General features: G+C 46.2%; 22 protein-coding genes. 8 read left to right on the top strand and 14 right to left on the bottom strand.

Annotated elements, in window-relative coordinates:
* Positions 1-160: 160 nt before the first annotated feature.
* The 4 genes from KE626_RS18370 to KE626_RS18355 form a co-directional block, all read right to left on the bottom strand.
* A complete protein-coding gene (locus KE626_RS18370) occupies positions 161-907 on the bottom strand; it encodes a LytR/AlgR family response regulator transcription factor (RefSeq protein WP_211974384.1) in 747 nt (248 codons plus the stop codon).
* Positions 907-3,768: a sensor histidine kinase gene (locus KE626_RS18365; protein ID WP_211974383.1), complete on the bottom strand. Its 2,862-nt coding sequence runs from the start codon at positions 3,766-3,768 to the stop codon at positions 907-909. Before KE626_RS18365 ends, KE626_RS18370 begins: the two co-directional genes overlap by 1 nt.
* 175 nt (positions 3,769-3,943) lie before the next feature.
* Positions 3,944-5,068, bottom strand: a complete 1,125-nt coding sequence (locus tag KE626_RS18360) for a cellulase family glycosylhydrolase (RefSeq protein ID WP_211974382.1) — start codon at positions 5,066-5,068, stop codon at positions 3,944-3,946.
* Positions 5,069-5,123: 55 nt separating this feature from the next.
* The gene (locus tag KE626_RS18355; protein ID WP_211974381.1) at positions 5,124-5,927 is read right to left on the bottom strand and encodes a hypothetical protein; all 804 of its coding nucleotides are present in this window, start codon (positions 5,925-5,927) and stop codon (positions 5,124-5,126) included.
* A 238-nt stretch (positions 5,928-6,165) separates the two neighbouring features.
* Between KE626_RS18355 and KE626_RS18350 the strand changes: the two genes are divergently transcribed.
* Positions 6,166-7,257: an ATP-binding protein gene (locus tag KE626_RS18350; protein ID WP_211974380.1), complete on the top strand. Its 1,092-nt coding sequence runs from the start codon at positions 6,166-6,168 to the stop codon at positions 7,255-7,257.
* Here the strand turns inward: KE626_RS18350 and KE626_RS18345 are convergent.
* A complete protein-coding gene (locus KE626_RS18345; RefSeq protein ID WP_211974379.1) occupies positions 7,223-7,966 on the bottom strand; it encodes a helix-turn-helix transcriptional regulator in 744 nt (247 codons plus the stop codon). The genes KE626_RS18350 and KE626_RS18345 overlap by 35 nt on opposite strands.
* A gap of 411 nt (positions 7,967-8,377) precedes the next feature.
* Here KE626_RS18345 and KE626_RS18340 point away from each other — a divergent pair, with 411 nt between their 5' ends.
* The 7 genes from KE626_RS18340 (at position 8,378) to KE626_RS18310 (ending at position 15,690) form a co-directional block, all read left to right on the top strand.
* Positions 8,378-9,331, top strand: a complete 954-nt coding sequence (locus tag KE626_RS18340) for a peroxiredoxin family protein (protein WP_211974378.1) — start codon at positions 8,378-8,380, stop codon at positions 9,329-9,331.
* Between the two features lie 93 nt (positions 9,332-9,424).
* Positions 9,425-9,940, top strand: coding sequence for a DUF2975 domain-containing protein (locus tag KE626_RS18335; protein WP_211974377.1), 516 nt, complete (start codon positions 9,425-9,427; stop codon positions 9,938-9,940).
* Between the two features lie 2 nt (positions 9,941-9,942).
* Positions 9,943-10,152, top strand: a complete 210-nt coding sequence (locus tag KE626_RS18330) for a helix-turn-helix domain-containing protein (protein WP_211974376.1) — start codon at positions 9,943-9,945, stop codon at positions 10,150-10,152.
* A gap of 73 nt (positions 10,153-10,225) precedes the next feature.
* Positions 10,226-11,095, top strand: coding sequence for an ABC transporter ATP-binding protein (locus KE626_RS18325; protein ID WP_211974375.1), 870 nt, complete (start codon positions 10,226-10,228; stop codon positions 11,093-11,095).
* Between the two features lie 3 nt (positions 11,096-11,098).
* Complete coding sequence (locus KE626_RS18320) at positions 11,099-14,254, top strand: ABC transporter permease/M1 family aminopeptidase (protein WP_211974374.1); 3,156 nt, start codon at positions 11,099-11,101, stop codon at positions 14,252-14,254.
* Positions 14,255-14,341: 87 nt separating this feature from the next.
* Entirely contained in the window at positions 14,342-14,986 is a 645-nt protein-coding gene (locus KE626_RS18315) for a dihydrofolate reductase family protein (RefSeq protein WP_211974373.1), read from the top strand.
* A gap of 221 nt (positions 14,987-15,207) precedes the next feature.
* The gene (locus tag KE626_RS18310; RefSeq protein ID WP_211974372.1) at positions 15,208-15,690 is read left to right on the top strand and encodes a hypothetical protein; all 483 of its coding nucleotides are present in this window, start codon (positions 15,208-15,210) and stop codon (positions 15,688-15,690) included.
* 89 nt (positions 15,691-15,779) lie between these two features.
* On the opposite strand, the gene KE626_RS18305 is transcribed toward KE626_RS18310, so the two are convergent.
* The 9 genes from KE626_RS18305 to KE626_RS18265 all read right to left on the bottom strand — a co-directional run bounded on the left by KE626_RS18305 (position 15,780) and on the right by KE626_RS18265 (position 23,120).
* Entirely contained in the window at positions 15,780-15,965 is a 186-nt protein-coding gene (locus tag KE626_RS18305) for a hypothetical protein (RefSeq protein ID WP_211974371.1), read from the bottom strand.
* A 161-nt stretch (positions 15,966-16,126) separates the two neighbouring features.
* Positions 16,127-16,681: an RNA polymerase sigma factor gene (locus tag KE626_RS18300; RefSeq protein ID WP_211974370.1), complete on the bottom strand. Its 555-nt coding sequence runs from the start codon at positions 16,679-16,681 to the stop codon at positions 16,127-16,129.
* Between the two features lie 168 nt (positions 16,682-16,849).
* On the bottom strand, positions 16,850-19,453 hold the full coding sequence (locus tag KE626_RS18295) for a DUF7133 domain-containing protein (protein WP_211974369.1): 2,604 nt from the start codon (positions 19,451-19,453) through the stop codon (positions 16,850-16,852).
* Between the two features lie 174 nt (positions 19,454-19,627).
* Positions 19,628-20,206, bottom strand: a complete 579-nt coding sequence (locus KE626_RS18290) for a Crp/Fnr family transcriptional regulator (RefSeq protein ID WP_249207546.1) — start codon at positions 20,204-20,206, stop codon at positions 19,628-19,630.
* Between the two features lie 90 nt (positions 20,207-20,296).
* The gene (locus tag KE626_RS18285) at positions 20,297-21,139 is read right to left on the bottom strand and encodes an SDR family NAD(P)-dependent oxidoreductase (protein ID WP_211974368.1); all 843 of its coding nucleotides are present in this window, start codon (positions 21,137-21,139) and stop codon (positions 20,297-20,299) included.
* A gap of 24 nt (positions 21,140-21,163) precedes the next feature.
* Positions 21,164-21,616, bottom strand: coding sequence for a nuclear transport factor 2 family protein (locus KE626_RS18280; protein ID WP_211974367.1), 453 nt, complete (start codon positions 21,614-21,616; stop codon positions 21,164-21,166).
* Between the two features lies 1 nt (position 21,617).
* Positions 21,618-22,352 (bottom strand): SDR family NAD(P)-dependent oxidoreductase, encoded by a 735-nt coding sequence (locus KE626_RS18275; protein WP_211974366.1) that lies wholly within the window; start codon positions 22,350-22,352, stop codon positions 21,618-21,620.
* A 4-nt stretch (positions 22,353-22,356) separates the two neighbouring features.
* Complete coding sequence (locus KE626_RS18270; protein ID WP_211974365.1) at positions 22,357-22,575, bottom strand: tautomerase family protein; 219 nt, start codon at positions 22,573-22,575, stop codon at positions 22,357-22,359.
* A 26-nt stretch (positions 22,576-22,601) separates the two neighbouring features.
* Complete coding sequence (locus KE626_RS18265) at positions 22,602-23,120, bottom strand: YceI family protein (RefSeq protein ID WP_211974364.1); 519 nt, start codon at positions 23,118-23,120, stop codon at positions 22,602-22,604.
* Positions 23,121-23,255 lie beyond the last annotated feature (135 nt).

Raw genomic sequence — 23,255 nt, 5'->3', positions numbered from 1 at the left:
TTCAAATCAACGGGGCGAAAGTACAACATAAATATTGCAGGTATTTTTTATCCATGTTAACTTAATATTAAGAGCCGGTTTAAATTTTCTTGATGCTTATTTTACCAGCTGACAGGAAAATTTAAACAGGGATCCTAATAAAAAATACATAGGTGGGATGTTATTTCTTATACCTGAATTTTTTCAGCAGGTCTTCTTTTTTTCGTCGTGATACGGTTACATACATACCGTTTTCCAGTTCTATCTGTCCGCCTTCTCCCCGGATGTAGCGCCGGATATATTGTAGATTGATGATGTATGAATGGTGGGTACGAAAGAATAGATCCGTAGGCAACAGTTCCTCGAAATCTTTCAGGGTACGGCTGGCGAGCAGGCTGGGGGCTTTGGAGAAGTGGATAGCGGTATAATTGCTTTTTGCCTCCAGGCATATGATGTCGGCTATATTGAAGAAAAGCAGGCCCTCTGCGGTAGGAATGGCGATCTTACCCTGCAGGGACCCTGTATCCAGGTTTTGTTGCAATACCTGGAGCTTTTCTTCTGTATGTTCTCTTGGTTGCTCACTAACTCTTTTAATAGCGGATTTCAATTCTTCAATATCTACCGGTTTGAGCAGGTAGTCAAAAGCGGCGTACCGGATCGCTTTGATCGCGTACTGGTCGTAGGCAGTGGTGAATATAAGATGGAAGTCTTTTTGTGGCAGCATGTGCAGCATTTCAAAGCCGCTCATGCGTGGCATTTCGATGTCCAGGAAAACGATTTCCGGCTTCTGTTCCCGGATCAGTTTCAGGCCCTCCGCTCCATCGGCCGCTTCTCCCAGCAGCTCCACTTCCTGGCAGTAGTCGCGCAGTTTTTCGCGTAAAGCAAGACGTCCTTTTTGTTCATCATCGATGATGATAGCTGATAGCATTACTGAATTTTTAAAAGTACCTGAACCCGGGTGCCCGCAGGCTTTCCTTCGTTCTTTAAATCTGTTATTACTACGGAGGCATATTCTTCATTATTGAAAAACTTTACTCTGTCGCCACTCATTTGCATGCCATAGGAATGGTCATGTTTACGGCCATTTTTGAGTGTATCCCTGCCTACGCCGTTATCTTCAATAATGTATTTAATATGTTCTTCGTTTTTCGTTACGGTGATGGTGAGCCTGCCCCCATTGTCAGGGCGATGCCTCAGCCCGTGCAGGATGGCGTTTTCGATATAAGGCTGCACTACCAGTGGCGGAACCTGGTAATCATCGAGCAACAGGGATTCATCTGCTTTGATGGCAGCCGTAAATTTATTTTCATCCCTGAGCTGTTCAAGATCGATATAAAGCTGCAGCGTTTCCAGGTCTTTTGCCAGGCTAACGGTATTTTGTTTTGAGCTGTCGAGCACATTACGAAGCAGCCGGGCAAATTTGTTCAGGTAAACCGTTGCATAGTATTTATCATTGCTTTGGATCAGGGCATCGATGCCGTTGATACAATTAAAAATGAAATGCGGATTCATCTGCGCCCGCAGCGCCATCATTTCGGTTTCGGCTATACGATGTTTGAGCTCCGCTTCCCGCCAGATGTTGTTGATCCGTCTTTTTATCAGGATGGCTACCAACCCGGTGAACAGGATCAGCGCTGTGATCCTGAACCACCAGGTTTGCCACCAAGCGGGATGGGCTTTTACAAATAGCGACAGGGTTTGTTCCTGCCGGTTGGCAAGGTTATCGAACACCTCTACAGTAATATGATATTCTCCCGGCGTAATGTGATGAAGAGAAAGCTCCGGGCGATGCCCCAGGTCATGCCAGTTATTTTCATCGCTGTACTTATACCGGAAATAAACTTTATGTGGATCCAGGTAGGAGAGGTCAGAGAAATATAAATAGAGTGCAGTTTCTTTCCTGGATAATTCTATGCTGGTAGCAGTATCATTTCTGAAAACGCCGTTTACGCTAATCTGTGTAAGGCTAAGGCGGTTGGTGAGCCTGGTTTGTAAAATCTTTTCGGGGTCAATTAACAGGATGCCGTTTGGAATGCCCAGGGCAAGGTTGCCATTGAGCAGTTTCTTATGGGCATTTACCAGGTAATCGGTAGGTAAGCCATCTATCTGCGACAGCCGCACCACCTTGTTTTTTTCCTTCAACCAAACATGTAGTCCTTCACGGGTACCAAAAAATACATTCCCGTGCCGGTCTTCGGAAATACCTACATTATAGGTGTCTGCTATCTCGTAGTCATGCGTATCTACCTTTTGAATAATTTTCCCTTTTTCATCTGTCCGGTTCCAGCCGCCGTAGGCGGAAAAAAGCAGCTGGCCATTGCTTGCAACACCAATGCTGTTGTAATAATCACCTACAAAAACGCCCAGTGTTTTTTTGTTGATGGTGGAGTCGGAGATCTCTATAAATGTATTTTTAGCTGCGTCGTAGCGGGCAATACCCCAGGCCTTGGGCATCCATCCTGCCAGCCAGGTGATGCCGCTGCTATCTGTCAGTATATCATTCCAGGTGTTGCCGGTCCAGAAAGCACTGTCGTTGTTAAATGCCCTGGAGAATTTTTCAAAGCCGGGATAACTATATCGTGCAATTGGCTGACCGGAGAAAACAACCCAAAATTCATTCTGGGGGGTGACCAATACTTTTCGTATGTCGCTTTTTATTTGCAGGCCCGGCAAGTGAAGCTGCCGGAAGCGGTTGTCCTGCCACCGGAATATTCCTTTTTGGGTGGATAATATGACCTGGTGTTCCACATCGTCGAGCGCATAATACCGGTTATCCATCTCCCCGGAAAAACGTTTCTCCAGGGAACCGTTACCATAAAACCAGACCTCTCCTGAACGGGTAAGCATCCAAAGCTCACCGGCTTTGGGCGCTGCGATGGAGATCACCGGGTCGTTTTGCGTTTTTGTTCCGGGAAACATGCGTGTTTCAACTGCTTCGGGGCCGGGCGTTAATTTTATTATGCCTTTTGTAGTCGACACCCAAAGCAGGTGGGTGCGGGCATCGGAACTGAGGTGATTGATCAGCGCATCATCCGCGCTGCAAATTTCCTGGTAAGCAGCTGGTTGCTTTTGATATATTTTGCGGGAGGTATAGAGAAACAGTCCCTTTGCCGTTTCCAGAAATCCTCTCACTATATCGTGGTCAGGTAGTGAAGGAAGATCAGCGGATTGGCCGGTGGCCGGATTTACCCGGAGAATTTTACCGTTGGTAGTGGCGAGGAGCACTTCTTTGTCATTCAGCTGAATGGCGCTTTCATAACTCAGCCGGTTGATAGCGGTTGCAGGATGCAGCTGCAGTTTATTATCGGCTTCATGCCATACCCAGAGACCGGATCTTGCTGCCACCCAGATTTCTCCATCGGCTACCTCCAGTATAGCTGTATTTATTCCCGCGTCTTTATTTTCGGGCATAATGAGGAAGGATGATATCCTGCCATTTCCCGGCAGGTAGTATTTCACATAGTTAAAGTCAGTGGACCATATTCTTTGTTTGTTGTCAACGAAGATATTTGAGTATGCATCATTATTCGGATCTGTATCGGTAAAGATATTCGCTGCCAGCAACTGGGGGACTGTATGAAAATTCTTCAGGCGGTTTAGTCCGCTGTCGTTATAAAAATAAAAGGTATGATGATCCAGGTACAGATCACTGACCCCCAATTGCAGGAACGGGTGGTTTACGAAGCGGTAGCCGTCGTAAATCGAAATACCCTTTTGGGAAGCGATATACAAATACCCCGATGAATCAGGGATGGCTGCATATACGTAGTCGGACGGAAGCCCGTCCATATAGTTCAGGATTTGTTTTTTATAGTGACCCTGGCTGTGAACAATCCCTGTATAGCAGCTACAGCATATCAACCCAAACAGGGCACGTAGTATCGGACGTGGTAAGGCCAAGGGTTTTTATTTAAATTTACAAACATTTGAATTGATCCTCCTGCATTTCGGTCCTGTCCTCATTTTAGTTTTCCCTCGGGAGGGGTTGTGCAGCGCAGCCTCCTCCTGACAGCAATCCATAGGTACCGTTATGAACCACCTCATGACCATAAGTAGTTAACGTATTAAACTCGCCGTTGGTTGTCATTTCCCGCGGTTTGCAACAGTCCTGGGTATAAGCCCAGGCCAGCCAGCCAATACCGCGGTGACAGGCTTCATTTACGATAACAGGAAACAGGGTGCTTATATTCTGAACGCAGCAGGTATTGCCATCCTGCCAGTTACCTACTTCTCCCAAAACGAAGCATGTGCCGGTGTTGTCTATTTCGTCCATTTTTGTTTTAATGGCGGCAGCAGTATTGGCGTAGTCCGCCCAATAGGTGTGTGCGGAAAAAATAATATTCCTGGCGGGGTCGGCAGTGAGAATGTCTTTCGCTACTTTGGCGAGTGGTGAAGAAGAAGTACCGCAGTCCGGTGCATCAATCATTAATGGGATGGTGATGCCGGCGCTGCGCAGTTTTTGTACAGCCTGGATGTAATTGGTTTTGAAGATTCCCAGTGCCGCTTCCGGATCTTCCGCCCACCGCACATTACCGAATTCACAGGCGATGTTGGCAATCAGGTATTTTTTATGTTTATTGATAAGATCAAGTACGGCTGGCTGCTGCCACCAGGGCAGGGCTACGGTTTTAAAATAATTCCAGTCGCTTTCACATACTGTATTTTGTACCACCAGGATGGGAATCATTCCTTTCTGATAGCAGTACCCGATGATATTGCTTAATGTGCCGTTATTGAGGAATCCATCAACTGTTCCGGGCGATCCTTCTGCTGATGTATCCAGCCAATGGGTGTTGTTTGTATACCATTGGATGCGGATCGCATTAGCGCCGGTTTTCGCCGCTTCATCAATTTTGAATTTGTACCGGGTAGGGTTGCCGAGTGTAGGCAGTCCTTCATCGATAATAGGATAGTTGATGCCACGCAGGACGAATGATTGTCCGCCGGCCAGCACCAGGTTTTTGCCTGATACGGTGATAGTGGGAGTGGAGTGATCCACGTTTACAGGGTTGTCGCGATGGCAACTTGTTATGATGACAAGCGTCATTACAACGGAAGTGAAGTAAACAGTACTTATTATCGCTTTCATTTTTGTAGTTTTTGTTTTCAGTAAGATATCGGGTGAGGGTTACCTGGCTGGTGAATCAATTACAGGAATACTGGTATCTTATTTCCTGGCTGTTTGTACCGGAAGTAGCTGTAAGGCTTGTAGTGTTGATTTTTCCTGTTTCATCGTATTCGTAATTTACGTTTATAATCATTGTGCTGTTTGATAATGATTTGACCAGGTTTTTGTTTTTATAAGGATTGACGCTATAGTTCATCACGTTTTGAAAGGCGACAGGATCTCCTTTCTGAGTGGGTTTATCGGTATAATATTCAAAGATGGATGTTTGGCCACCGGTATCTTCCTGTTTTACAACATTGCCATTGGCCCAGGTATAAGAGGAAGTGATGTTGGAGTTACCGGCCGGGGCATTGGCAAATACTTTTTTTTGGGTAGACAGCTGTAGTTCTCCCTGGCTATTGTATTCGAAGGTTGTGGTAATGGTAACAGAGAGCTTGAGCGGTTGACCAATCGGGGTATAATCGTACTGTTTTTCGGTAATAAGTGTGGGCAGTCCCATGCTGTTCACTTCTGCGCGCAGCTGCCCTGTTTGTTGCCCGTTCCAGTTGTCTGAATAGGTATCCCGTGAAAGTATGCCGGGTGCATAATTGAAAAGGCTCCGGCTTTTGCTAAGATCATCTGTGCTTATTTTACTGATGCGTCCATCGTTGTCGTAAGTCAGTGTATAGATGACGGTGACAGCGCCGGATTTTGATGTAGCGGTTGCAATGCGGCAGTTCTTGTCCGGCGGCGGCGCCGGGTTGTCGTGACCTTTGCTGCATCCTGCCGTGATGAACAGGGGCAATAATAAAATACAGTGGAGAAGGGGTGAAAGCTTCATGATATTAAGTTTTGTATTTGCATTAATTATTTCGGCTGATCCATAGTCGGGGAATCGTTATTTGCCTGTATCAAAAATCCGGTACAAAGAGGAATAGCCCAAGGGCCGTTTAGCAGATGGAGGGGGTGGGTGAGCCGGCGGGGTATTATGCCCTCAAAAGGCGTGTTTTGCGGAGATGTTGGGAGATTTATTATATTTACTCCTAATTTATCTGCCCGCTGCTTTCCCGTAAATGCTCATGAAAAAAACGATTACGTTTAAAAATATGGCCCGTCAGCTGAAGGCTGATCTTGGAGGTAAGGACTCTTACCGGGGTGTTACACTAACCTATACCTGGCTGGCCAACCAGTTTGGTCATTTTTCGCTGGGGTTTATTCCAGCCTTTATCGCTTTCCTGATCATGAAGCCGCATATGGCGCCGGCCAGGGCTTCGCTTAATGCCGCCTGCCTGATCAGCGGTACCTGGCTGGTATTTGAAACCATCAATTTCCTATGGCCGTTAACGTTAGGCAGAAAGGGTGGTGTAAAGTCGTACGTTTTTCAACCAGCCTGGGGAAATGTTGCTTTTGATACCATTACCGACCTGCTTTTTTTCTGGCTGGGTGCATTTTTTTGCTCCCTGTTATGCTATGATACTCCCCTGGCCAGGGGAGTAGTAATGGTAACAGCTACGCTGATCCTGTATCCTGCCTATTATTGGTATCTCACAAAAATGTACCTGCAGGCGCCGGGATATCCTTTCCAGTTCCGCCTAAGCCAGTGGAGTACAGAACATATCGCGCCTGAGGATATTAAGCTGATAAAACGCTTTCTCGACAGCAATACCATGGGTATGCACCTGTTCCTGTTCGGGCCCAAAAACAGTGGTAAAACCAGTCTGAGCGTGGCGATTGCCACGGAGTTGTCTATCCGTCACTATTCGGCCATATATACCTCTGCGATGAAGTTGTATTGTATGTTCTTTGAACAGGACGACGATAACACCGCGGATGTACTATGGACCTGGCGTAAGGCTTCCATCCTCGTGATAGATGATATTAACCCCGGAGACCCGGTAAAAGAAGACCTGATCACCTCAGAACGCTTCCTGGGCTTCGTAGACGCGCTGTCTACCCGGGATATCAATCGTACTGCACTGAAGGATACCAACGTGATCTGGGTGCTGGGAAATGACGATAAGGACCGTAAACTATCTGCCAACTGGCAGGACATGTTGTACAGCATAGGTGTGGAAAGGGACAAAATGCTTTCACTGAACCTGCAGCGTCATGTACCTGCAGCCAGGGGCGCCAGGTCTAAGGGAGAATATGATTTGCAAATGCAAAGCTGATCAGGTGGGTCAGGCTTTTAACGCCGAAACGCTTATACATCGGCAGTATCCTTTTTTCTATGGCCGACTGTGACACGCTGAACCTGGCTGCAATTTCCTTAAAGGAATAGCCTTCCGCCACCAGTGCGAGGGCATCTTTTTCTTTTTCAGAAATGGCGTAATGCCGGAACAGCTGTTTGTTCAGCTCTTCTTCAAATTCCGATTTTTCCGGACCATAGGCGGCATAGCGCATTACGCTGCCAAACTTAATGCTTTCATTCCTTTGTGAATGCCCTATGATACAGGTGACCTTTCCTCCTTCCGTGGCAAATACGCCCACTTTCCAGATAAGCGGTACCGGGGCGCCGTTCTTATGAAGTTTTTTTAGTTCGATGGTGAAACTGTATTGGTGCTCTTCTTCGATGACCTTACTGTGGAGGAACATCAGGGCTTTGTCGTTCAGTTCATTGGAAAAAGGGGCATATTCCGGTGCTGTGATATTTACAATGGTGAGCATGCTGATTTCATCGTCCCGGTAGCCCAGAAGGGGTTCCCAGCCATCGGCATACAGCATTTTATTTTCCTTGAAAGAATAGATGTAGATGGCTTCTTCCGGAAAACGGCGAATGGTATTTTTGAAATGCAGGGCTTCAGGGGCGTTCAGATCTGCCGGTACATCCGTTATAAATGCTTTAGAATAGTTACCATATGCCAACTTATCAGGATCCATCTTTTTAGGTGTAAAATAACAAAGAATCGGCTAACCTGCGAATTTTCGCAGTTGATTCCTGCTGTTCTGTCTTATACTTTTGCTGCTGTAATACAATCCTTTAAGGATTAGCAGGAAGAATCGCTCATACGGCCTTTTATCCGGCGATCCCATCAAACCGGCCCCGTGGCAGAGGCTGGCAGAGAAATGGGATGTTTACAAACCCCAAAAGTTGAATTTTTTAATGGCTGTCTTAACGAGTTTGTCATTAACCGAAACCCCAACGCAATAAAAATAAATTGTTCCCCGGGCCGGTGCAGGAAACTGTACCGGCATTTTTATTCTTTGCAAGATCGCATCCGCGATATCATCTACCCGGCAGCCATTCACCCTTTTCGATGCCCCCGATGCCTATATATAAAATCAACCATCATGAAAAGAATAATGCTGTGGAGCGTACTCCTGTTTCCCCTGTCCGGCCTCTGTCAACAACAGGCACCGAAGGATACCGTGCGCCTGTCTGACCTGGACCTGAAAGCAGTGATGGCTTTCCTGGCTAAGGACCAGGTAAAGGATACAGATGTGATCGGGGATTTCAATGCTTTAGATGCCATACTGAATAAGGATATCGGGGAAGAAGCGTTGGGAAAGGAAATTGAGTCATTGGACATGGTCAGGGACAGTGTAGCCTTTTATAAATTAGTCACCACAAAGCCTGCAGCGCTTTACCAGAAAAAGTTATTGATGAAGCAGGCGTTTGTAAAGGAACATCCCGACTCCTATATGAGCTTATATGAGCTGGAAGACAACAACGAGATGTATACCACAGCTACTTATGCGGCAGCTTATGAGCAATTGAGCGACCGGCTTAAAAAGATGCATGCTGCCCAACGGATCCGTGACAGGATAGCCGCCTGGAAGAAACTGAGTCCTAAAGGACAGCAGGCGCCTGATTTTACCCGGAAAAATCAATATGGTAAAACCATACGACTGAGTGATTACAGGGGGAAGTTAGTCATACTTGATTTTTGGGGCAGCTGGTGTGGCGCCTGCCGGCAAAGTCATCCTCATTTGAAAGCGCTTTACGATACTTATAAAAACAAAGGTCTGGAAATTGTTGCCATTGCAAATGAAAATGCGCATGGACAGCCGGCATTCGCGGAGTGTAAAGCTGCCTGGCTGGGGGCTATTAAAAAGGACGAGGTGAACTGGGTACATGTATTAAACGATGAAGGCAGCGGCGGAATCGATATCGTAAAAGCGTATGACATCAGTGCTTATCCTACAAAGATCCTGCTGGACAGGGATGGGAAAATATTGATGCGTGTATCTTTCATGCTGAATGTGGAGATGGACGAGTTGATTAAATCAATGTTGGAAAAGTGAGTTAAAGCGTATTGGAAATAAATTAACAATAATTAATTATCGTTTTACGATAATTAATTATTACTTTTGGGGAATTAATTTTAATTCCCGAAAATGGTACGCGTAAAAGTCGTTTCTAAAATACTGTATTATATCAGTTATATATTGGCACTGGGGTACCTTGCCACGACTTTATATTCAGTTATTTGTTTGCTTACCCAACGCGGTATAGTGCCGTATGGTGAAGGGAAGTACATTCATATTATGTACCCGTTTACAAACGAGCCTTTTCTCAATATAGACAATAACGCTCCCTATGTAGTATTCTCATTCCTGTTGCCATTGAGCTTATACAGCTTATTCTTCTGGGCGGCTTCCAGGGTTTTTAAAGTATTTTATCAGCCCAGGTTATTTACGTCACGAAACATTATTCATCTGCGCCGCTTCTACCTGCTTAATATGCTGGTACCGGTTTTCTGTGCCGTACTATCGGGCTTTTTTGTTCAACTGGAAAGTATCGTATGGGGGTTGGTGTTGGTGCATTTGTTCCTGGGGATTTTTGCCTATTTCCTGGCGGCTATATTCAGGCAGGGACTACAACTTCAAAAAGAACAAGACTTATTTATATAGTTATGCCGATTATCATAAATATTGATGTGATGCTTGCAAAGCGTAAAATGCAAAGCAAAGAATTGGCAGAAAAATTAGGAATTACACCGGTAAACTTATCCATACTTAAAACCGGGAAAGCGAAAGGCATGCGGTTCGACACGCTGGAAGCCATTTGTAGAATCCTGGAATGTCAACCCGGTGATATTTTAGAATACAGAGAACACCCGTAATTTTTTATATCACAAGTTGTAAAAAGCAATGGACAACCATTGCAGGGGATTGTATTATCTAAACATTCGTAAAATGAACAGGCTTTGCATTGATCAGCTTTCGCTCACCTATCGGAATGGTATAAAGGCGCTCAACAATATATCACTGGACATTACCAATGGAATGTTCGGTTTGCTGGGACCGAACGGGGCGGGTAAATCTTCGCTGATGAAAACAATTGTAGGGCTGCAAAAGCCCGACAGCGGGACTATTATTTTCAACGGGGTTGATGTGATCAGGCAACCGGCATTCATGAGGAAGCAGCTTGGTTTTTTGCCCCAGGATTTTGGCGTGTATCCTAAAACCTCTGCCTATGATCTGTTACAGCATCTTGCCGTGCTTAAAGGTATAGATAGTGCCGCTGTGCGAAAAGCGCAGATTCTGTACCTGCTTGAAAAAGTAAATTTATACCACGCGAAAGATAAAGAAGTGCACACATTTTCGGGCGGAATGAAACAACGTTTTGGTATTGCCCAAACACTACTCGGAAACCCCCGGATTGTTATAGCAGATGAGCCTACCGCCGGGCTGGATCCGGAAGAGCGGAACCGGTTCAATATTTTGCTGAGCGAAATAAGCGAAAAAATAATTGTTATCCTTTCCACGCATATCGTTGAAGATGTCCGGAACCTCTGCCCGCAAATGGCGGTGATAAAAGAGGGTGCCTTACAGGCTGCGGGCAGTCCTGCGCAGATGATAAACACATTAGCGGGAAAAGTATGGACCAAACAGATTCATACATCTGAATTATCATCGTACGAGTCGTCCTGCAAGATCATTGGCCGGCAGCTGATAGCGGGAGCTATGCATATTACTGTTTTTTCCGGGAAACAACCGCAGGGCTTTCATCCATTAACCCCAACCCTGGAGCATGCCTATTTTCATACCCTGTATCACCAATAACCCATGAAAGCAATTTTTCTTTTTGACATAAGAGGGTATACGAATCGCTTCACTGCTTACCTGGGAATGGCGTGCTTCCTGGGTATGGGGATATTCGCCGGCAACCGGTTTAACCTGTCGGCAGGCGAAGGGATTAACTTCAATGGCGCTTATACCATTGGATTTATGCTGGGAATGTTGAGTCTTTCTACTATCCTTATTGCTACCGTTTTTGCGCAGAAATTGCTCTTTATGGAATGGGATACCCGGTTTGATCTTATCCTTTTTTCAACACCGGTTGGTAAGGGTAAATTCGCAAGCGGCCATTTCCTGTCGCTGTTGATCCTTACTGTTTTTAGTTTCCTGCTGGTTACAATCGGGTTCGCCATTGGACAGCAAATAAGAGCGGGATTTTCCATTCATCTTCTTTATTACCTGTATCCATTCATATTGTTTGGCTGTATCAACAGTTTGTTTGTATGCAGTTTCCTGTCGTGTATTGCGTGGCGAACGAGGAGTAAATTGATGATGGCACTAGGTGGTATGCTTTTGTACGTACTATACATGGTGACGTTGTTATTTTCTAATTCACCTTTGATGGCACAGGCATCTCCGCAATCTTTAGCTACGCAACAAGTATCTGCGATGGTAGATCCGTTTGGATTGTCGGCTTATTTCTATGATAGCAGGGGGCTTTCTGTTAGCCAACGCAATACTGTGTTGTTGTTGCCATCGGGATACTTTTTAGTGAACAGGCTGATCATAACGGCAGTTTCGTTTGTATGCTTATGGCTGGGTTATACGGGGCTTTCCGGTACACAAAGAAAGGTGGGCGGCAGATCATCTGCAGCAGCAGAAAAATCGTTTCCGCTGCGCCAGGAGCCGGATTTTACGATAGCCACCAGGTATAACCTCAGAACTAAGTGGCAGTCGATATGGTCGTTTGTAAAAATAAATATAGGTCATACTTACAAAAATATTCCGTTCATTGCCAGTGTGGTAATCCTGCTATTTTATACCGGTATGGAGATGTATGCCGCTATAGAAAAAGGTATCCGGCTGCCACAGCAGTATGCCAGTTCCGGGTTAATGGCTGTCACCATTTCTGAGAGCTTCTATTTTATGGGTATGTTGTTAATGGTGTATTTCGCACACGACCTGTTTTGGAAAAGCAGCAACGTGAAATTTTCGGCGATTGAAAATACCACGGCGCATGTTTCATTCCGGCAATGGGGGCATTGGTTCAGCTGTGTATTGTTGCTGTTATGTTATACCGTATTGATTATTATGCTGGGGCTAAGTTTCCAGTGGGCTTACCATTATCCCGTTATTGACTGGAAGGCTTATGGAGGCGTGGTGATTTTTAATACGGGTCCGCTGATATTGCTCACAGGAATGCTATTATTCATTAACCAACTGGCGCCCCGTAATTATATCGCGTTAAGCATATGCATACTAACAACACTTGCGATCGCTAGTCCGCTGTCAAAGAAAATCATCAGCCTCCCCCTTTTCCGTTTTCTTTCAGGTTTTAACGGGGTTTACAGTGACTTCAACGGCTATGGCGCCTATCTGCCTTCTTTTGTTGAAAGGTTGATATTTGGCGCCTCTGTTGTAGGGATGCTATGGCTTATTTACAGCGTTATAAAAAATAGGCGTCTGAAAGTGGCCAGCCTTATAGGTATGCTTGCTTTGGGCGGCGGTGGTGTTTTCTCAGGCATAGCCTTTATGCATGGATATGCAGGCAAAGACCGGGAACTAAAACCGGAAGCAGCTGCACGCTACGAAAAGTTGTACCGTAAATACCAGGATATCCCACAGCCTGTTGTTACAGCCGTAACCTCCCGTATCAGTTTGTATCCCGGCAAACGGGCCTATACGATAGCGGGAAGTTATATTATTAAGAACCTTACAACAGCAGTCATCCATAACATATTGATCAATTTTGATGAGCGCCTCCACATGCTGCATGCGGCCTACGTATCAAAGGGAGAGGAGATACAAATTAACCAGGCGGTTACAGCACTCCTGTTGAACCACGGCCTGCAACCCAATGACAGCGCCGCTATTCACTTTGAGATATCATACAGCTGGGCGCCGGTCAATGGCCATCAACCCTTCAATGCTATTATAGAGAATGGGTCTTTTATGCGCATCAGCCGTTATTATCCTCAAATAGGTTATCAGCCGCAAAAGGAGATAACGGACAGTTTGCAGCGGAAGAAATGGGGATTGGGAGAAGCCACAAAGGTAACCACCCTGACTGCGCCCAAATCTTCTACCCTGGATTTCATTTATTCAGACATGCTTATTTCAACAGACTCGGGGCAAACAGCTATTGGTACAGGAGAGCTGATAGCGCAATGGCAGCTGGGTAACAGGAGCTATTTTCATTATAAAACAAATGAACCGGTGCCTTTTCGTTTTGCAGTTGCTTCCGCCGTGTACAGCATGCGCCGTATCATGTACAAAGGAATTGAAATCAGCGTATATTATCATCCCAAACATGATGAAAATGTGGCACACCTGATTTCCTGCGCAAAAAATACACTGGATTATTGCCAGGAAAATTTTGGTGCATACCCGTTTCGTTCACTTGCCTTCTCGGAGGTATCCTCGTTCACCAGTGGTTTTGCAGCTACGGCTTATCCGGCAAATATTTTTATGACGGAGAACATGCTTTTCCATGCAAATATTAAAGCAGACCGGCAACAAGACGTCATTAATGAATTGGCGGGACACGAACTGTCTCATTTGTGGTGGGGCAATAATCAGATAGCACCCGACGATAGGGAAGGAGCGGCCATGCTTACGGAAACGCTGGCTATGTATACAGAGATGATGCTGTATAAAAAAATGCATGGCCGGCAGAAAATGCTGGAGCGGGTGCAGGTACATCAGCAGATCTATGATATGGAGAAGGGGCTTTCAGAAAACCGGCCATTATATAAAGTGCAGGAGAATGACACGCATATTTCCTATTCAAAGGGAGCTTTAGTAATGGTGAAGCTCAGCGAGCTGATTGGTGAAAACAAAGTGAATGAAGCATTAAGAAATTTTCTTCTGAAGAATAAGTATCCACGGCCCAGGCCTGTTTCCATTGATCTGATTACGGAGCTATTGAAGGTAAGTGAGGAGAAGTATCATCATGAAATTAAGAAAATGTTTATGGAAATTTGATGACGCAACGGCCCCCTTTGATTGTCGCTTTTGCCCTATGTGAGTTCCGTGAGGGCGGCTTACATTTGGGAAACAAAAATTCTAATCATGAGAAAACTAATGATGAAGATGTCAATGTCCGCTGATGGGTTTGTAGGCGGCGCCAACGGCGAGCTCGACTGGATCTTCAAGACCTCAGATGAAAACTCAGCGGCCTGGTTGGTTGGGCTTTGCCGGACTGCGGGATTGCATATTATGGGCAGTAAAACCTTTCATGATATGGCGTCTTACTGGCCAACTTCGACCGCACCCATTGCCGCGCCAATGAACGAGATACCCAAGGCGGTTTTTACGAAAAAAGGATTTGCAGGTTTTGATCCGGCACAAACCACTGCGGCCGTAGAAAATACCAGGCGATATGATGCCGCCAATGGAATCCAGCCCAACGCAGAGCAGTCGCCGGCTGCAGCCTCCTGGACCGGGGCCCGGGTTTTCACCGGTGATCTTGCTGAAGGGATCAGGGAACTCAAAGCAGAGCCAGGGGCGCCGATCTTAGCGCATGGAGGTGCAAGATTTATGCGGAGCCTGATCGAGACGCGTCTCATCGACGAATTCCATTTAGCCATACACCCCATAGCATTGGGAGCCGGACTACCGATATTTAGCGGTCTTTCGAAACCACTTGACCTGAAACTGGCTGATGTGAAAACTTTTCCCGGAGGGATTATTGTGCATACTTATCAACCGGCATAAGCGGTAATGATGATGAATATTCCTGGAGTAACATTGTTGTTTACAGCACGGGCAAAATACGACCCGTTAAGTAATGAAGATCAGATGGGGTGGGATAGGTACCCAACCGCTCAATCATTCCCACCAATGGCTAAATAGCCTTTCTTCACTTTTTTGAAAAAACGGTTCTTTGAAGTAACGAAGCATTCCCCAACGTGCTTCAAACCTTCAAACCGATAATCATGAAAACAACATTGCTGCTATTAGCAGGCTTGCTGATGATATCATGCTTTGCCTGTTCAAAAACCGGCCCGGAAGGCCCTCAGGGCGCACAGGGACCGAAGGGAGATAAAGGCGCTACCGGGAACCAGGGCAACACCGGCACAGCGAATGTGATCTACTCCCCCTGGAAGTCTTTCAAAGGACTGGTGGCCCAATGGCCCATACCAGCCTTGACAAGAGAGCTGCTTGATAAAGGTGTTACGTTGGTATATGCTGATTTTGGCTCTACTGTTTTACTCCTACCATATGCTTCCAATGCCGGTGATATAAAGATGTATCCCCAGTTCTATGTTGGCGGTCTTAATGTTGTGAGCAATTACCCGCTGGATGTTATTAAGCTCCGTTATGTTATTATTCCCGGGGGTATTGCAGGAAGAAGGGCGTCGGGTGCAGATTTTAGTGATTACCAGGCAATGTGCGGATACTATCATATTCAGCCCTGAACCGGTTGAGGTTAATACGAAATAAAATATAATCCCGTAAATAGCCATATTTACGGGATTGTTGATGACGAAATGCTTTTAGCGTGTTTTCATCTCCTGAAAAACCGGCGGATGCTATAGCCTACGCTCATGGTAACACAAAGCGGGCATACCCCGAAACGGAAAAATGTTAAGAATACTTTCTTATACCAGGGGAGATTAGCCGGAATAATGGGACAGTGTTCACCATCTCCTTCGAATTCTTTGATTCCCCAGATATTGACAGATGTTTTCATTTTTACTGTTTTTGGGTTAACCGAAGAAATGATAAAGACAGATACCTGTTAATACCAGGGAGAAAATGCAAAGAACGATTTTTGTTGTTGCTGACATCATGAATTGTTTTAAGGGTGATTTGTTTATTAATACCAGCCGGTAAAAATTATCACCCAAACAACTATATGCTTTCTTCGGTTTGCCTTATTTTCTTTACCTGTTGAATACACTTATATTGTTGGTTGGCCGCCGTATGCTTATTTTTCCAGTTCATTTTCTTCATCAGTATATCCATTGGTTCCCGGTAAAAGAAGATAGCTTTTAAAATACGCTGGCAATGCCGGGTGATCCTCATTATCCAGGATTGTACTTTTTCATCTTTGCTTTTTTCCCGGTGCAGTTCCGGGAGAAAGGTGTCATGTTCACCCTGGTATATTTCTACGTCTGCTACCGGCAATAATTTATTATCCCGCAGGCGTTTCAGCCAGAGGTGCCTGCAAATGGAAAAGAGATAGGTTTTCAGGGCGGCGGTAAGCTGGAAATCGGGTTGTCTTACTTTGTGCAATAATACGATAATTGCTTCCTGGAAGATATCTTCGGCATCTTCATTTCTCCCGTAATTATTGGTAATATAGGTGGCTATTGGAGGAAAATAGTATTGATACAATACCGCAAAAGAAGCGTTATCCTCGCTTCTCAGTTTATCCAGCAGGGCATTGTCTGATATTGTTTGCATGCTATTGTAGATTTAGTCACCTGTATATACCGGGAACAGCGTTTTATCACCCATAAAATTAAAATTATTTTATGGCAGATATCAATGCCCTCAAAAAAAGCGGCCCGCATGGAGTTTAATTCCATGCGGGCCGCTTTTGCAGTTACGGCTATGCCGGTATAAAAGGCTTTATTTCTTTTGTTGCGCCAGGAAGTTAACCAGTGATGCAAACTCTTCATATGATAATGAGTTCGCAAGACCTGTAGGCATCATCGATGTTTTCATTTCCTTGCGGCTCAGGATATCAGCGGCATTCACTGTGTATACCTGTCCGGAAATATCCCTCATAACCACCTTGGTGGCTGTTTCTTCTGTTACAAAACCAACATAGGTTTTATTACCCTTCGCGGTGACGGTCACTGTGGCAAATCCCTGGGAAATAGACGCATTGGGTTTTAGGATAGATTCTGCAATCCGTTCACGGTTCATGATAGAGCCGATCTGTCCCATGAAAGGTCCTTTCATTTTCTCACCCCTGTTGAGGCTATGGCAGGCAATACAACCCTGGTTGCTGAACAGTATCTTTCCTTTGGCAGGATCTCCTTTTAACTGTTTCACGGCCAACAGCACATCTTCAATAGATGCCTTACCTACCTGGCCTTTCTTGCTTTTTATTTTCTCGAGGTCCACTTTAGGTTCTTTCACTGCAACGGGTTCTGCCTTTTTCAGCGGGGCAAATGCGGCGATCTCCATTCTATGACGTGCATCGAGATCCCTGAACAGGTCCATGCGGGCCGGTCCGGCTTTCTGCGCTTCTTTCTTCAGGAAACTTTCAATCAACGGTGATCCGGACCACAATACTGCTTTGTAGTAAGGACCATGCGAATCCGGCCGGGTACCCCACCACCAGGAGGCGTCATAGGCGTCCTCTTTTTTGTAGAGGCGTGCCAGTGTTGTCATGATCTGTTTTTTCACCCTGGGGTCTTTCGATTGTTTGTAGGCAGCAATTAATCCATTCACTGCCTTGTCGTCGTGCATATAGCGCAACGCCCATAATGCGAGTGTGGCATTTGGACCGTTAACAGCCGATACAGTGGCGTCTACAGCGTTAAGTTCCACGAGTGCCCGCACGGCGAGGTGAGGCAGCACAATAGCGGCATTAGGCGTAGCGTGTGGTCCTTCCAGTTCTTTCGCAGGCGCAACAAATGAGGCAGGCACTTTGGTTTGTAACAACGCGGTGGCTGCTTCTATGCGGCCCAAACGTCCCAATCCTACTATCGCTGCGGCGTGAACGCGTGGCGACGGGTCTTGCAGACCGTCGAGGAATGGTTGCTCAGGAACATCTGCCAGGATGCCTTTGCGGTCTGCCAGGGCGCGCAATGCATGTTCCTTCACTGAAGGGTCTTTTGTCAGCTCCACTAACGCTGCAATACCGTCTTTGCCGGTAGCCTGGGCATATGTGTACAGGCCGGCTACACGGGCATATAAAGGCTGTTGTGCATCAGATGCTATCTTCAAAGCTGCGGTAATTCCCTGTTGGTCGGCCCGCAGGATCAGCTCCTGGGATGCATTTAACCGGGCTACTGCACTGGGCGACTTCAGCAGGTCAACCAGTTCAGCTACTGATGCTTTGGCCAGGTCCGGGAACGCTTTATAAGTCCAGTCATTCGGTACCGCCCGAACAACAAAACCGATGGTATCGCTACCGGAATAACCGGCGCCATCCCATGCGGAGAGGTAAAGTCTACCTGATCCGTCCACATCCAGGTCAGTAATCTGGGGCAGTGCTATAAAATCTTCTTCTTTTTGTGTGAACGTAGCACCATCAGGCTTTACCCTGTGGATGTACAGCATGCTTCTGCCCCAATCGGCCATCATGGGAACATTGTTATATTTCGCAGGCCAGTTGGGTTCTGACATGTATAAGGCGCCGGTACCGGAACCACCGCCCAGGTCAGCCAGTGCAGGTAATATTTCATCTGTAAAATGCTGGAATAATACCGGGTATCCGTATTCACCGGATTGGATATGATGGGAGAAACGCACATTCCATCCTCCGCCATCATTGGTGTTTTCCCGTGTAAATACATTCATATAAGGGTCAATGGCAACATCATATACGTTACGTGTGCCATGGGTGAATATCTCCAGTTCGGTGCCATCGGGGCGCACTCTTACGATCCCTCCACCCAGCATGGTCAGCTTTTTGCCGGAACGGTCGGTGGCGTCATGGAAGCCAAAGTCGCCTACGGCGATATAGATCCAGCCATCGATACCCATGCGGATACCATTGGTGGCATGGTCAGTTCCGCGCTCCTGGATATATTTCGTATTGCTGAGATGCTCTACAAGTGGCTTAGGGGGGCCATCTGCTTTGCCATCGCCATCTTTATCTTCAAAAACCACCAGGGCCATCCCCGTGGCTTTACCTGTTTCGCTGGAAAAGGTAGTGTGTAATACAAATACCTGGTTGCCCATTACAATGATACCACGCGGATTGTCCACGGTGGCGAAGTCAGTATGCGCATCCATTTTACCATCATTGTCCTTGTCCACCAGCTTGAGTATCCGGCCTTTCCCCGGATCTTTACCAAGAGAACCTATCATGTCCACTCCAACAAACACTTCGCCTGTTGGCGCTACCGCCAAACAGGCAGGGCTGGGAGTTACAGAGGGGCCGGCAAATCGGGTGATGTTTAATTCAGCGGGCGTAGTCTGTGAATGCGCTGAAAATGGTTTTACTAACATAAACGCTGTAAGAGAACAAACCAGCGTAAGAGGAATTTTAATCATTGAACCGTGCTTATTTTAAGATAGTATAACTATAACTAGAGCCGGCCAAGATATAAAAAATAAATTTCCGTATCGGAAATTATTCTATACACGGTTAGATCACGGGCAGGGTGGTAAAGGAAATCCGTCAGGATTCTTGACGTTTTGCGAAAAAAAGGCAGTCATCCCGGTTGTCTAGTCGTTATACAGGCGGCTGAGCGTTTCTCTTGATACACCCAAATAGGCCGCGATCAGCTTTTTAGGAACCATATTATAAAGCTCCGGGTATAGCTTCAATAATTCCTCATACCGTTGTTTCACATTATTATTCATCAAAGACAACAACCTTTTCTGTGAGGCAACATATCCCCTGTTGGTTCGCCACCGGAAAAAATGTTCCACTGCATGGAGTTCGCTGCATATTTTTTCTCTGTCACCATTGCTGAGATAAAGTACTTCCGCATCAGTAATGCAATCCACATTGATGGTGGCGCTGCCGTGATTATACAATGCGTTATAGTCGGATGTCCACCAGGTAGGCATGGCAAACTGCAGGATGAACATTTTCAGGTCGTCGTTGATAAAGAAAGATTTCAAACAGCCGGACAGCACGAAGTATTCGCCATCTACCTGGTCGCCGGCTGTAATAATGGCCTGCCCTTTTTTGAAATGCCGGTTCTCAAAGTGCTGGAAGAAATAGTCAAACTGCTCCTTGGGGAGCACGGTTATTTTATCTATGTGTGCTTTTAAAATATCTTTTGCGTCCATGGCCATATAAGTGGTATTTCATACTGCGTTTTTAAAGTTAAACGTTTTCAGATAGAAAATAAAGTGCTGTGTACCGGCGATCGGCGCAGCCGTTGCTCACGCAGGAAAATCGGCGCCCATGGTAACCTGCTTCCACTGCTCAAGTTCAGCAGACATGGCCGCTATTTTTTCTGACGCCCTGTTATATGCCTCCTTTCCGAGAAACAGGTGCAGGGGCGGTGCGGGGTTTTCCGCCATTGCTATGAAAATTGCCGCAGCCCGGTCAGGGTCGCCTGCCTGTTGCCCGTTCATGGACAGGTAGCGTTCCTGTGTATGCTTTACAGCTTCATATTCCCCGGCACCCTCACTGCTTGATACAAGGGAGTCCGGGGTGAGAAAGCCTGTCCGGAAACCGGAGGGTTCAACTACCGTAACTTTAATGCCAAATTCCTTTACATCCAGCGCCATCACTTCAGAAAAGGCCGCCACCGCAGCTTTGGTGGCAGCATAAACAGCCCAGCCATGAGCGCCGGCAAACCCTGCTACCGAACCAATGTTCAAAATATACCCTGATCGCTGCCTGCGCATGACCGGCAGGATACGCTTCGTTACATGGATGGTGGCCCGTACGTTTGTATCAAAGAGGTTCTTTACCTCCTGTTCCGGTATCTCCTCCAATGCTCCCACCATGCCATAGCCGGCATTGTTTACCAGTACATCAATACGCCCGAATGCCAACACGGTTTGTTGTACGGCATCACTGATACAGTCTGTGTTGTTGAGATCTACTGCCAATGGAAGAAAGCGATCATGATCTATCAGGCCAACCGCCTGGCTTAACAGATGCGCATTCCTGGAGGTGGCCGCCACCCGGTAACCGTTATCGAGCAGCTTTTTTACGAGACTCAGTCCCAGTCCCCGGGAGGCGCCGGTTACAAACCATACTTTTGAAGTGTTCATGATTTACAGGTTAAGGCGTTACATTTATTCCACTATGTCGGTCAGCATTTTATTAACGATCACCCAACGGTTATCAATTTTATGAAGCGAAAGCAGGTCATAATAATTGAAATCGTACATTTTGATATTCACTTTGGCCACTGCAATGGTGTTAATCACTTCTACCGACAGCACCGTTCCCTTAAAGGGTTTGCCGGAGTCTTTAGGGCTTTGCCGATGCGCCACCCCATCGAGGTATTGCTCCAGTGTTTTGGCATAAGGCTGCCCTTTTATATCGCCGAATAATAAGGTGCCCGGGTATAATATTTTGCGCAGCGTATTAATATCGCCCACATAAAGTCCGTTAAGATAATAATCTTCCAGCGCCTGACGGATGGCTGCGGTATCTTGTTGGGAAGTATCCATTTCCGTTGATTTTTGTGCTTTTACTGCCAACAGTGTGAATGATAGCAAAGCGGTTAATAAACGCGTTTTCATATTAATTCAGGTGATGACCGGCTGCCATACCACCGTCTACATGGATGATGGCCCCGTTTATAAAGTTACTTCTCGAAATGGTATCCACCATTGCTGCGATGTCTGTTACTTCACCTACCCGGTTGAGCAGGTGTATGCCTGCGCTTTGATCTGCCTGGTCGCCGTGCATGGGAGTGCGTATAACGCCCGCGGCAATCGTGTTTACCCTGATATTATGTTTGCCGAATTCTGCCGCCAGCTGCAGGGTGAGCGCATGTATGGCGCCTTTGGAGGCAATGGGCGCAGCCGAAGGAGCGCCGCCCAACGCATGATTTACCAGCGGGGTGCCGATATTGATCACCACACCACCGTGTTGTTTAAGCATTTGCGGAATGATAGCCTGGGTGGTAAAGAAAGTCCCCTTCAGATTAGTATTCAAAAACCGGTCGAGATAAGCTTCATCTACTTCAAGGAATGGTTTGTTTTCATAGATGCCGGCATTGTTTACCAGCACATCTGCGGCGCCAAATTTTTCCATGGCGGTTGCCAGCAGCTTGTCGCCGGTATTTTTATCGGCCACGTCGCCTGCTATCATAGCGAGGTTTTCGCCTCCGCCCAATTCTTCGTATACCCGTGCCAGTTTTTCTGCAGTGGAGGAGTTGATGACTACGTTGTCGCCCTTTTGCAGGAAATGACGGGCTATTTCTTTGCCGATGCCGGAGGAGGCGCCAGTCACAATAATTGTTAACTTTTTCATGCTATTATTTTTTATCAGCTGTTATACCTTTTGCTCTCAGTGCAGATACCTGTTCTCCTGCATATCCCCAGTCGTCCAGGTCAATTTCCCGGATCACCACATGGGTTAGATGAGGATCTTTATTTAGCACGTCCGTGATCAGATCGGTAATACCTTTGATCAGCGCCTGCTTTTGTTGTTTGGTGACGCCCTCCCGGGTTACTTCAATTTTAACGTAAGGCATGATTTATTTTTTTGTGCCAAAGCGGACTATGCAGCTTTAGCGGTGATACTGATGTTTAATTCAAAATCATTGTAGATCAGGGTATCCCCCAAATCTTTAAAGAAATTACCGGAACGGAATCTTATGCCGTATTTGGTGCGGTCAATGATCAGCTGGCCGGTAGCGGTTAACAGGTCTTCGTTTACCCGGATGGCAGTATCGAAACCAACGGGATGAGTAATTCCTTTGATGGTCAAAGCTCCTTCCACATGATTGCCTGATACAGCCGTGATCTCCAGCATTGCTTCGGGATAGGTTTCGATAGAGAAGAAGTCGTCCGATGCGAGGTGACCGGCAAACTGTGCATTGGTGGCAGGATCAGTTACATCCAGTATCCTGATAGAGGTGGTGTCTATAATAAATTTTCCGCCGCTAAGTTGGCCATCATTCAAAATGAGTTCGCCTTCTTTTATGGCAATGGTACCATTGTGTGCGCCGGTTACTTTTTTACCGACCCAATCGATATTGCTCTGGGCATTTACGATGTTAAATTTTTGATTTTTCATGTCTTTATTTTTTAATTGTAACACAAAGATGGAAAGGTTTTTCCGGGCGGTAGCGTGATCTGCATCACTATCCCAAAATGTTATAACATATGTGATCCAGGTCACATCATATACCCTGCTAAAGCCGGGATAGGG

The sequence above is a fragment of the Chitinophaga hostae genome, from assembly GCF_018224885.1.
Taxonomy (GTDB): domain Bacteria; phylum Bacteroidota; class Bacteroidia; order Chitinophagales; family Chitinophagaceae; genus Chitinophaga; species Chitinophaga hostae.
The sequence above is the reverse complement of the archived record's forward strand: the minus strand, read 5'-3'. Positions and strand labels throughout refer to the sequence as shown.

What these genes read in the sequence shown, in the direction of transcription:
- KE626_RS18370 (WP_211974384.1), bottom strand. Translation starts at nt 907, where the DNA reads ATGCTATCAGCTATCATCATCGATGATGAACAAAAAGGACGTCTTGCT.
- KE626_RS18365 (WP_211974383.1), bottom strand. Translation starts at nt 3,768, where the DNA reads ATGGACGGGCTTCCGTCCGACTACGTATATGCAGCCATCCCTGATTCA.
- KE626_RS18360 (WP_211974382.1), bottom strand. Translation starts at nt 5,068, where the DNA reads ATGAAAGCGATAATAAGTACTGTTTACTTCACTTCCGTTGTAATGACG.
- KE626_RS18355 (WP_211974381.1), bottom strand. Translation starts at nt 5,927, where the DNA reads ATGAAGCTTTCACCCCTTCTCCACTGTATTTTATTATTGCCCCTGTTC.
- KE626_RS18350 (WP_211974380.1), top strand. Translation starts at nt 6,166, where the DNA reads ATGAAAAAAACGATTACGTTTAAAAATATGGCCCGTCAGCTGAAGGCT.
- KE626_RS18345 (WP_211974379.1), bottom strand. Translation starts at nt 7,966, where the DNA reads ATGGATCCTGATAAGTTGGCATATGGTAACTATTCTAAAGCATTTATA.
- KE626_RS18340 (WP_211974378.1), top strand. Translation starts at nt 8,378, where the DNA reads ATGAAAAGAATAATGCTGTGGAGCGTACTCCTGTTTCCCCTGTCCGGC.
- KE626_RS18335 (WP_211974377.1), top strand. Translation starts at nt 9,425, where the DNA reads ATGGTACGCGTAAAAGTCGTTTCTAAAATACTGTATTATATCAGTTAT.
- KE626_RS18330 (WP_211974376.1), top strand. Translation starts at nt 9,943, where the DNA reads ATGCCGATTATCATAAATATTGATGTGATGCTTGCAAAGCGTAAAATG.
- KE626_RS18325 (WP_211974375.1), top strand. Translation starts at nt 10,226, where the DNA reads ATGAACAGGCTTTGCATTGATCAGCTTTCGCTCACCTATCGGAATGGT.
- KE626_RS18320 (WP_211974374.1), top strand. Translation starts at nt 11,099, where the DNA reads ATGAAAGCAATTTTTCTTTTTGACATAAGAGGGTATACGAATCGCTTC.
- KE626_RS18315 (WP_211974373.1), top strand. Translation starts at nt 14,342, where the DNA reads ATGAGAAAACTAATGATGAAGATGTCAATGTCCGCTGATGGGTTTGTA.
- KE626_RS18310 (WP_211974372.1), top strand. Translation starts at nt 15,208, where the DNA reads ATGAAAACAACATTGCTGCTATTAGCAGGCTTGCTGATGATATCATGC.
- KE626_RS18305 (WP_211974371.1), bottom strand. Translation starts at nt 15,965, where the DNA reads ATGAAAACATCTGTCAATATCTGGGGAATCAAAGAATTCGAAGGAGAT.
- KE626_RS18300 (WP_211974370.1), bottom strand. Translation starts at nt 16,681, where the DNA reads ATGCAAACAATATCAGACAATGCCCTGCTGGATAAACTGAGAAGCGAG.
- KE626_RS18295 (WP_211974369.1), bottom strand. Translation starts at nt 19,453, where the DNA reads ATGATTAAAATTCCTCTTACGCTGGTTTGTTCTCTTACAGCGTTTATG.
- KE626_RS18290 (WP_249207546.1), bottom strand. Translation starts at nt 20,206, where the DNA reads ATGGCCATGGACGCAAAAGATATTTTAAAAGCACACATAGATAAAATA.
- KE626_RS18285 (WP_211974368.1), bottom strand. Translation starts at nt 21,139, where the DNA reads ATGAACACTTCAAAAGTATGGTTTGTAACCGGCGCCTCCCGGGGACTG.
- KE626_RS18280 (WP_211974367.1), bottom strand. Translation starts at nt 21,616, where the DNA reads ATGAAAACGCGTTTATTAACCGCTTTGCTATCATTCACACTGTTGGCA.
- KE626_RS18275 (WP_211974366.1), bottom strand. Translation starts at nt 22,352, where the DNA reads ATGAAAAAGTTAACAATTATTGTGACTGGCGCCTCCTCCGGCATCGGC.
- KE626_RS18270 (WP_211974365.1), bottom strand. Translation starts at nt 22,575, where the DNA reads ATGCCTTACGTTAAAATTGAAGTAACCCGGGAGGGCGTCACCAAACAA.
- KE626_RS18265 (WP_211974364.1), bottom strand. Translation starts at nt 23,120, where the DNA reads ATGAAAAATCAAAAATTTAACATCGTAAATGCCCAGAGCAATATCGAT.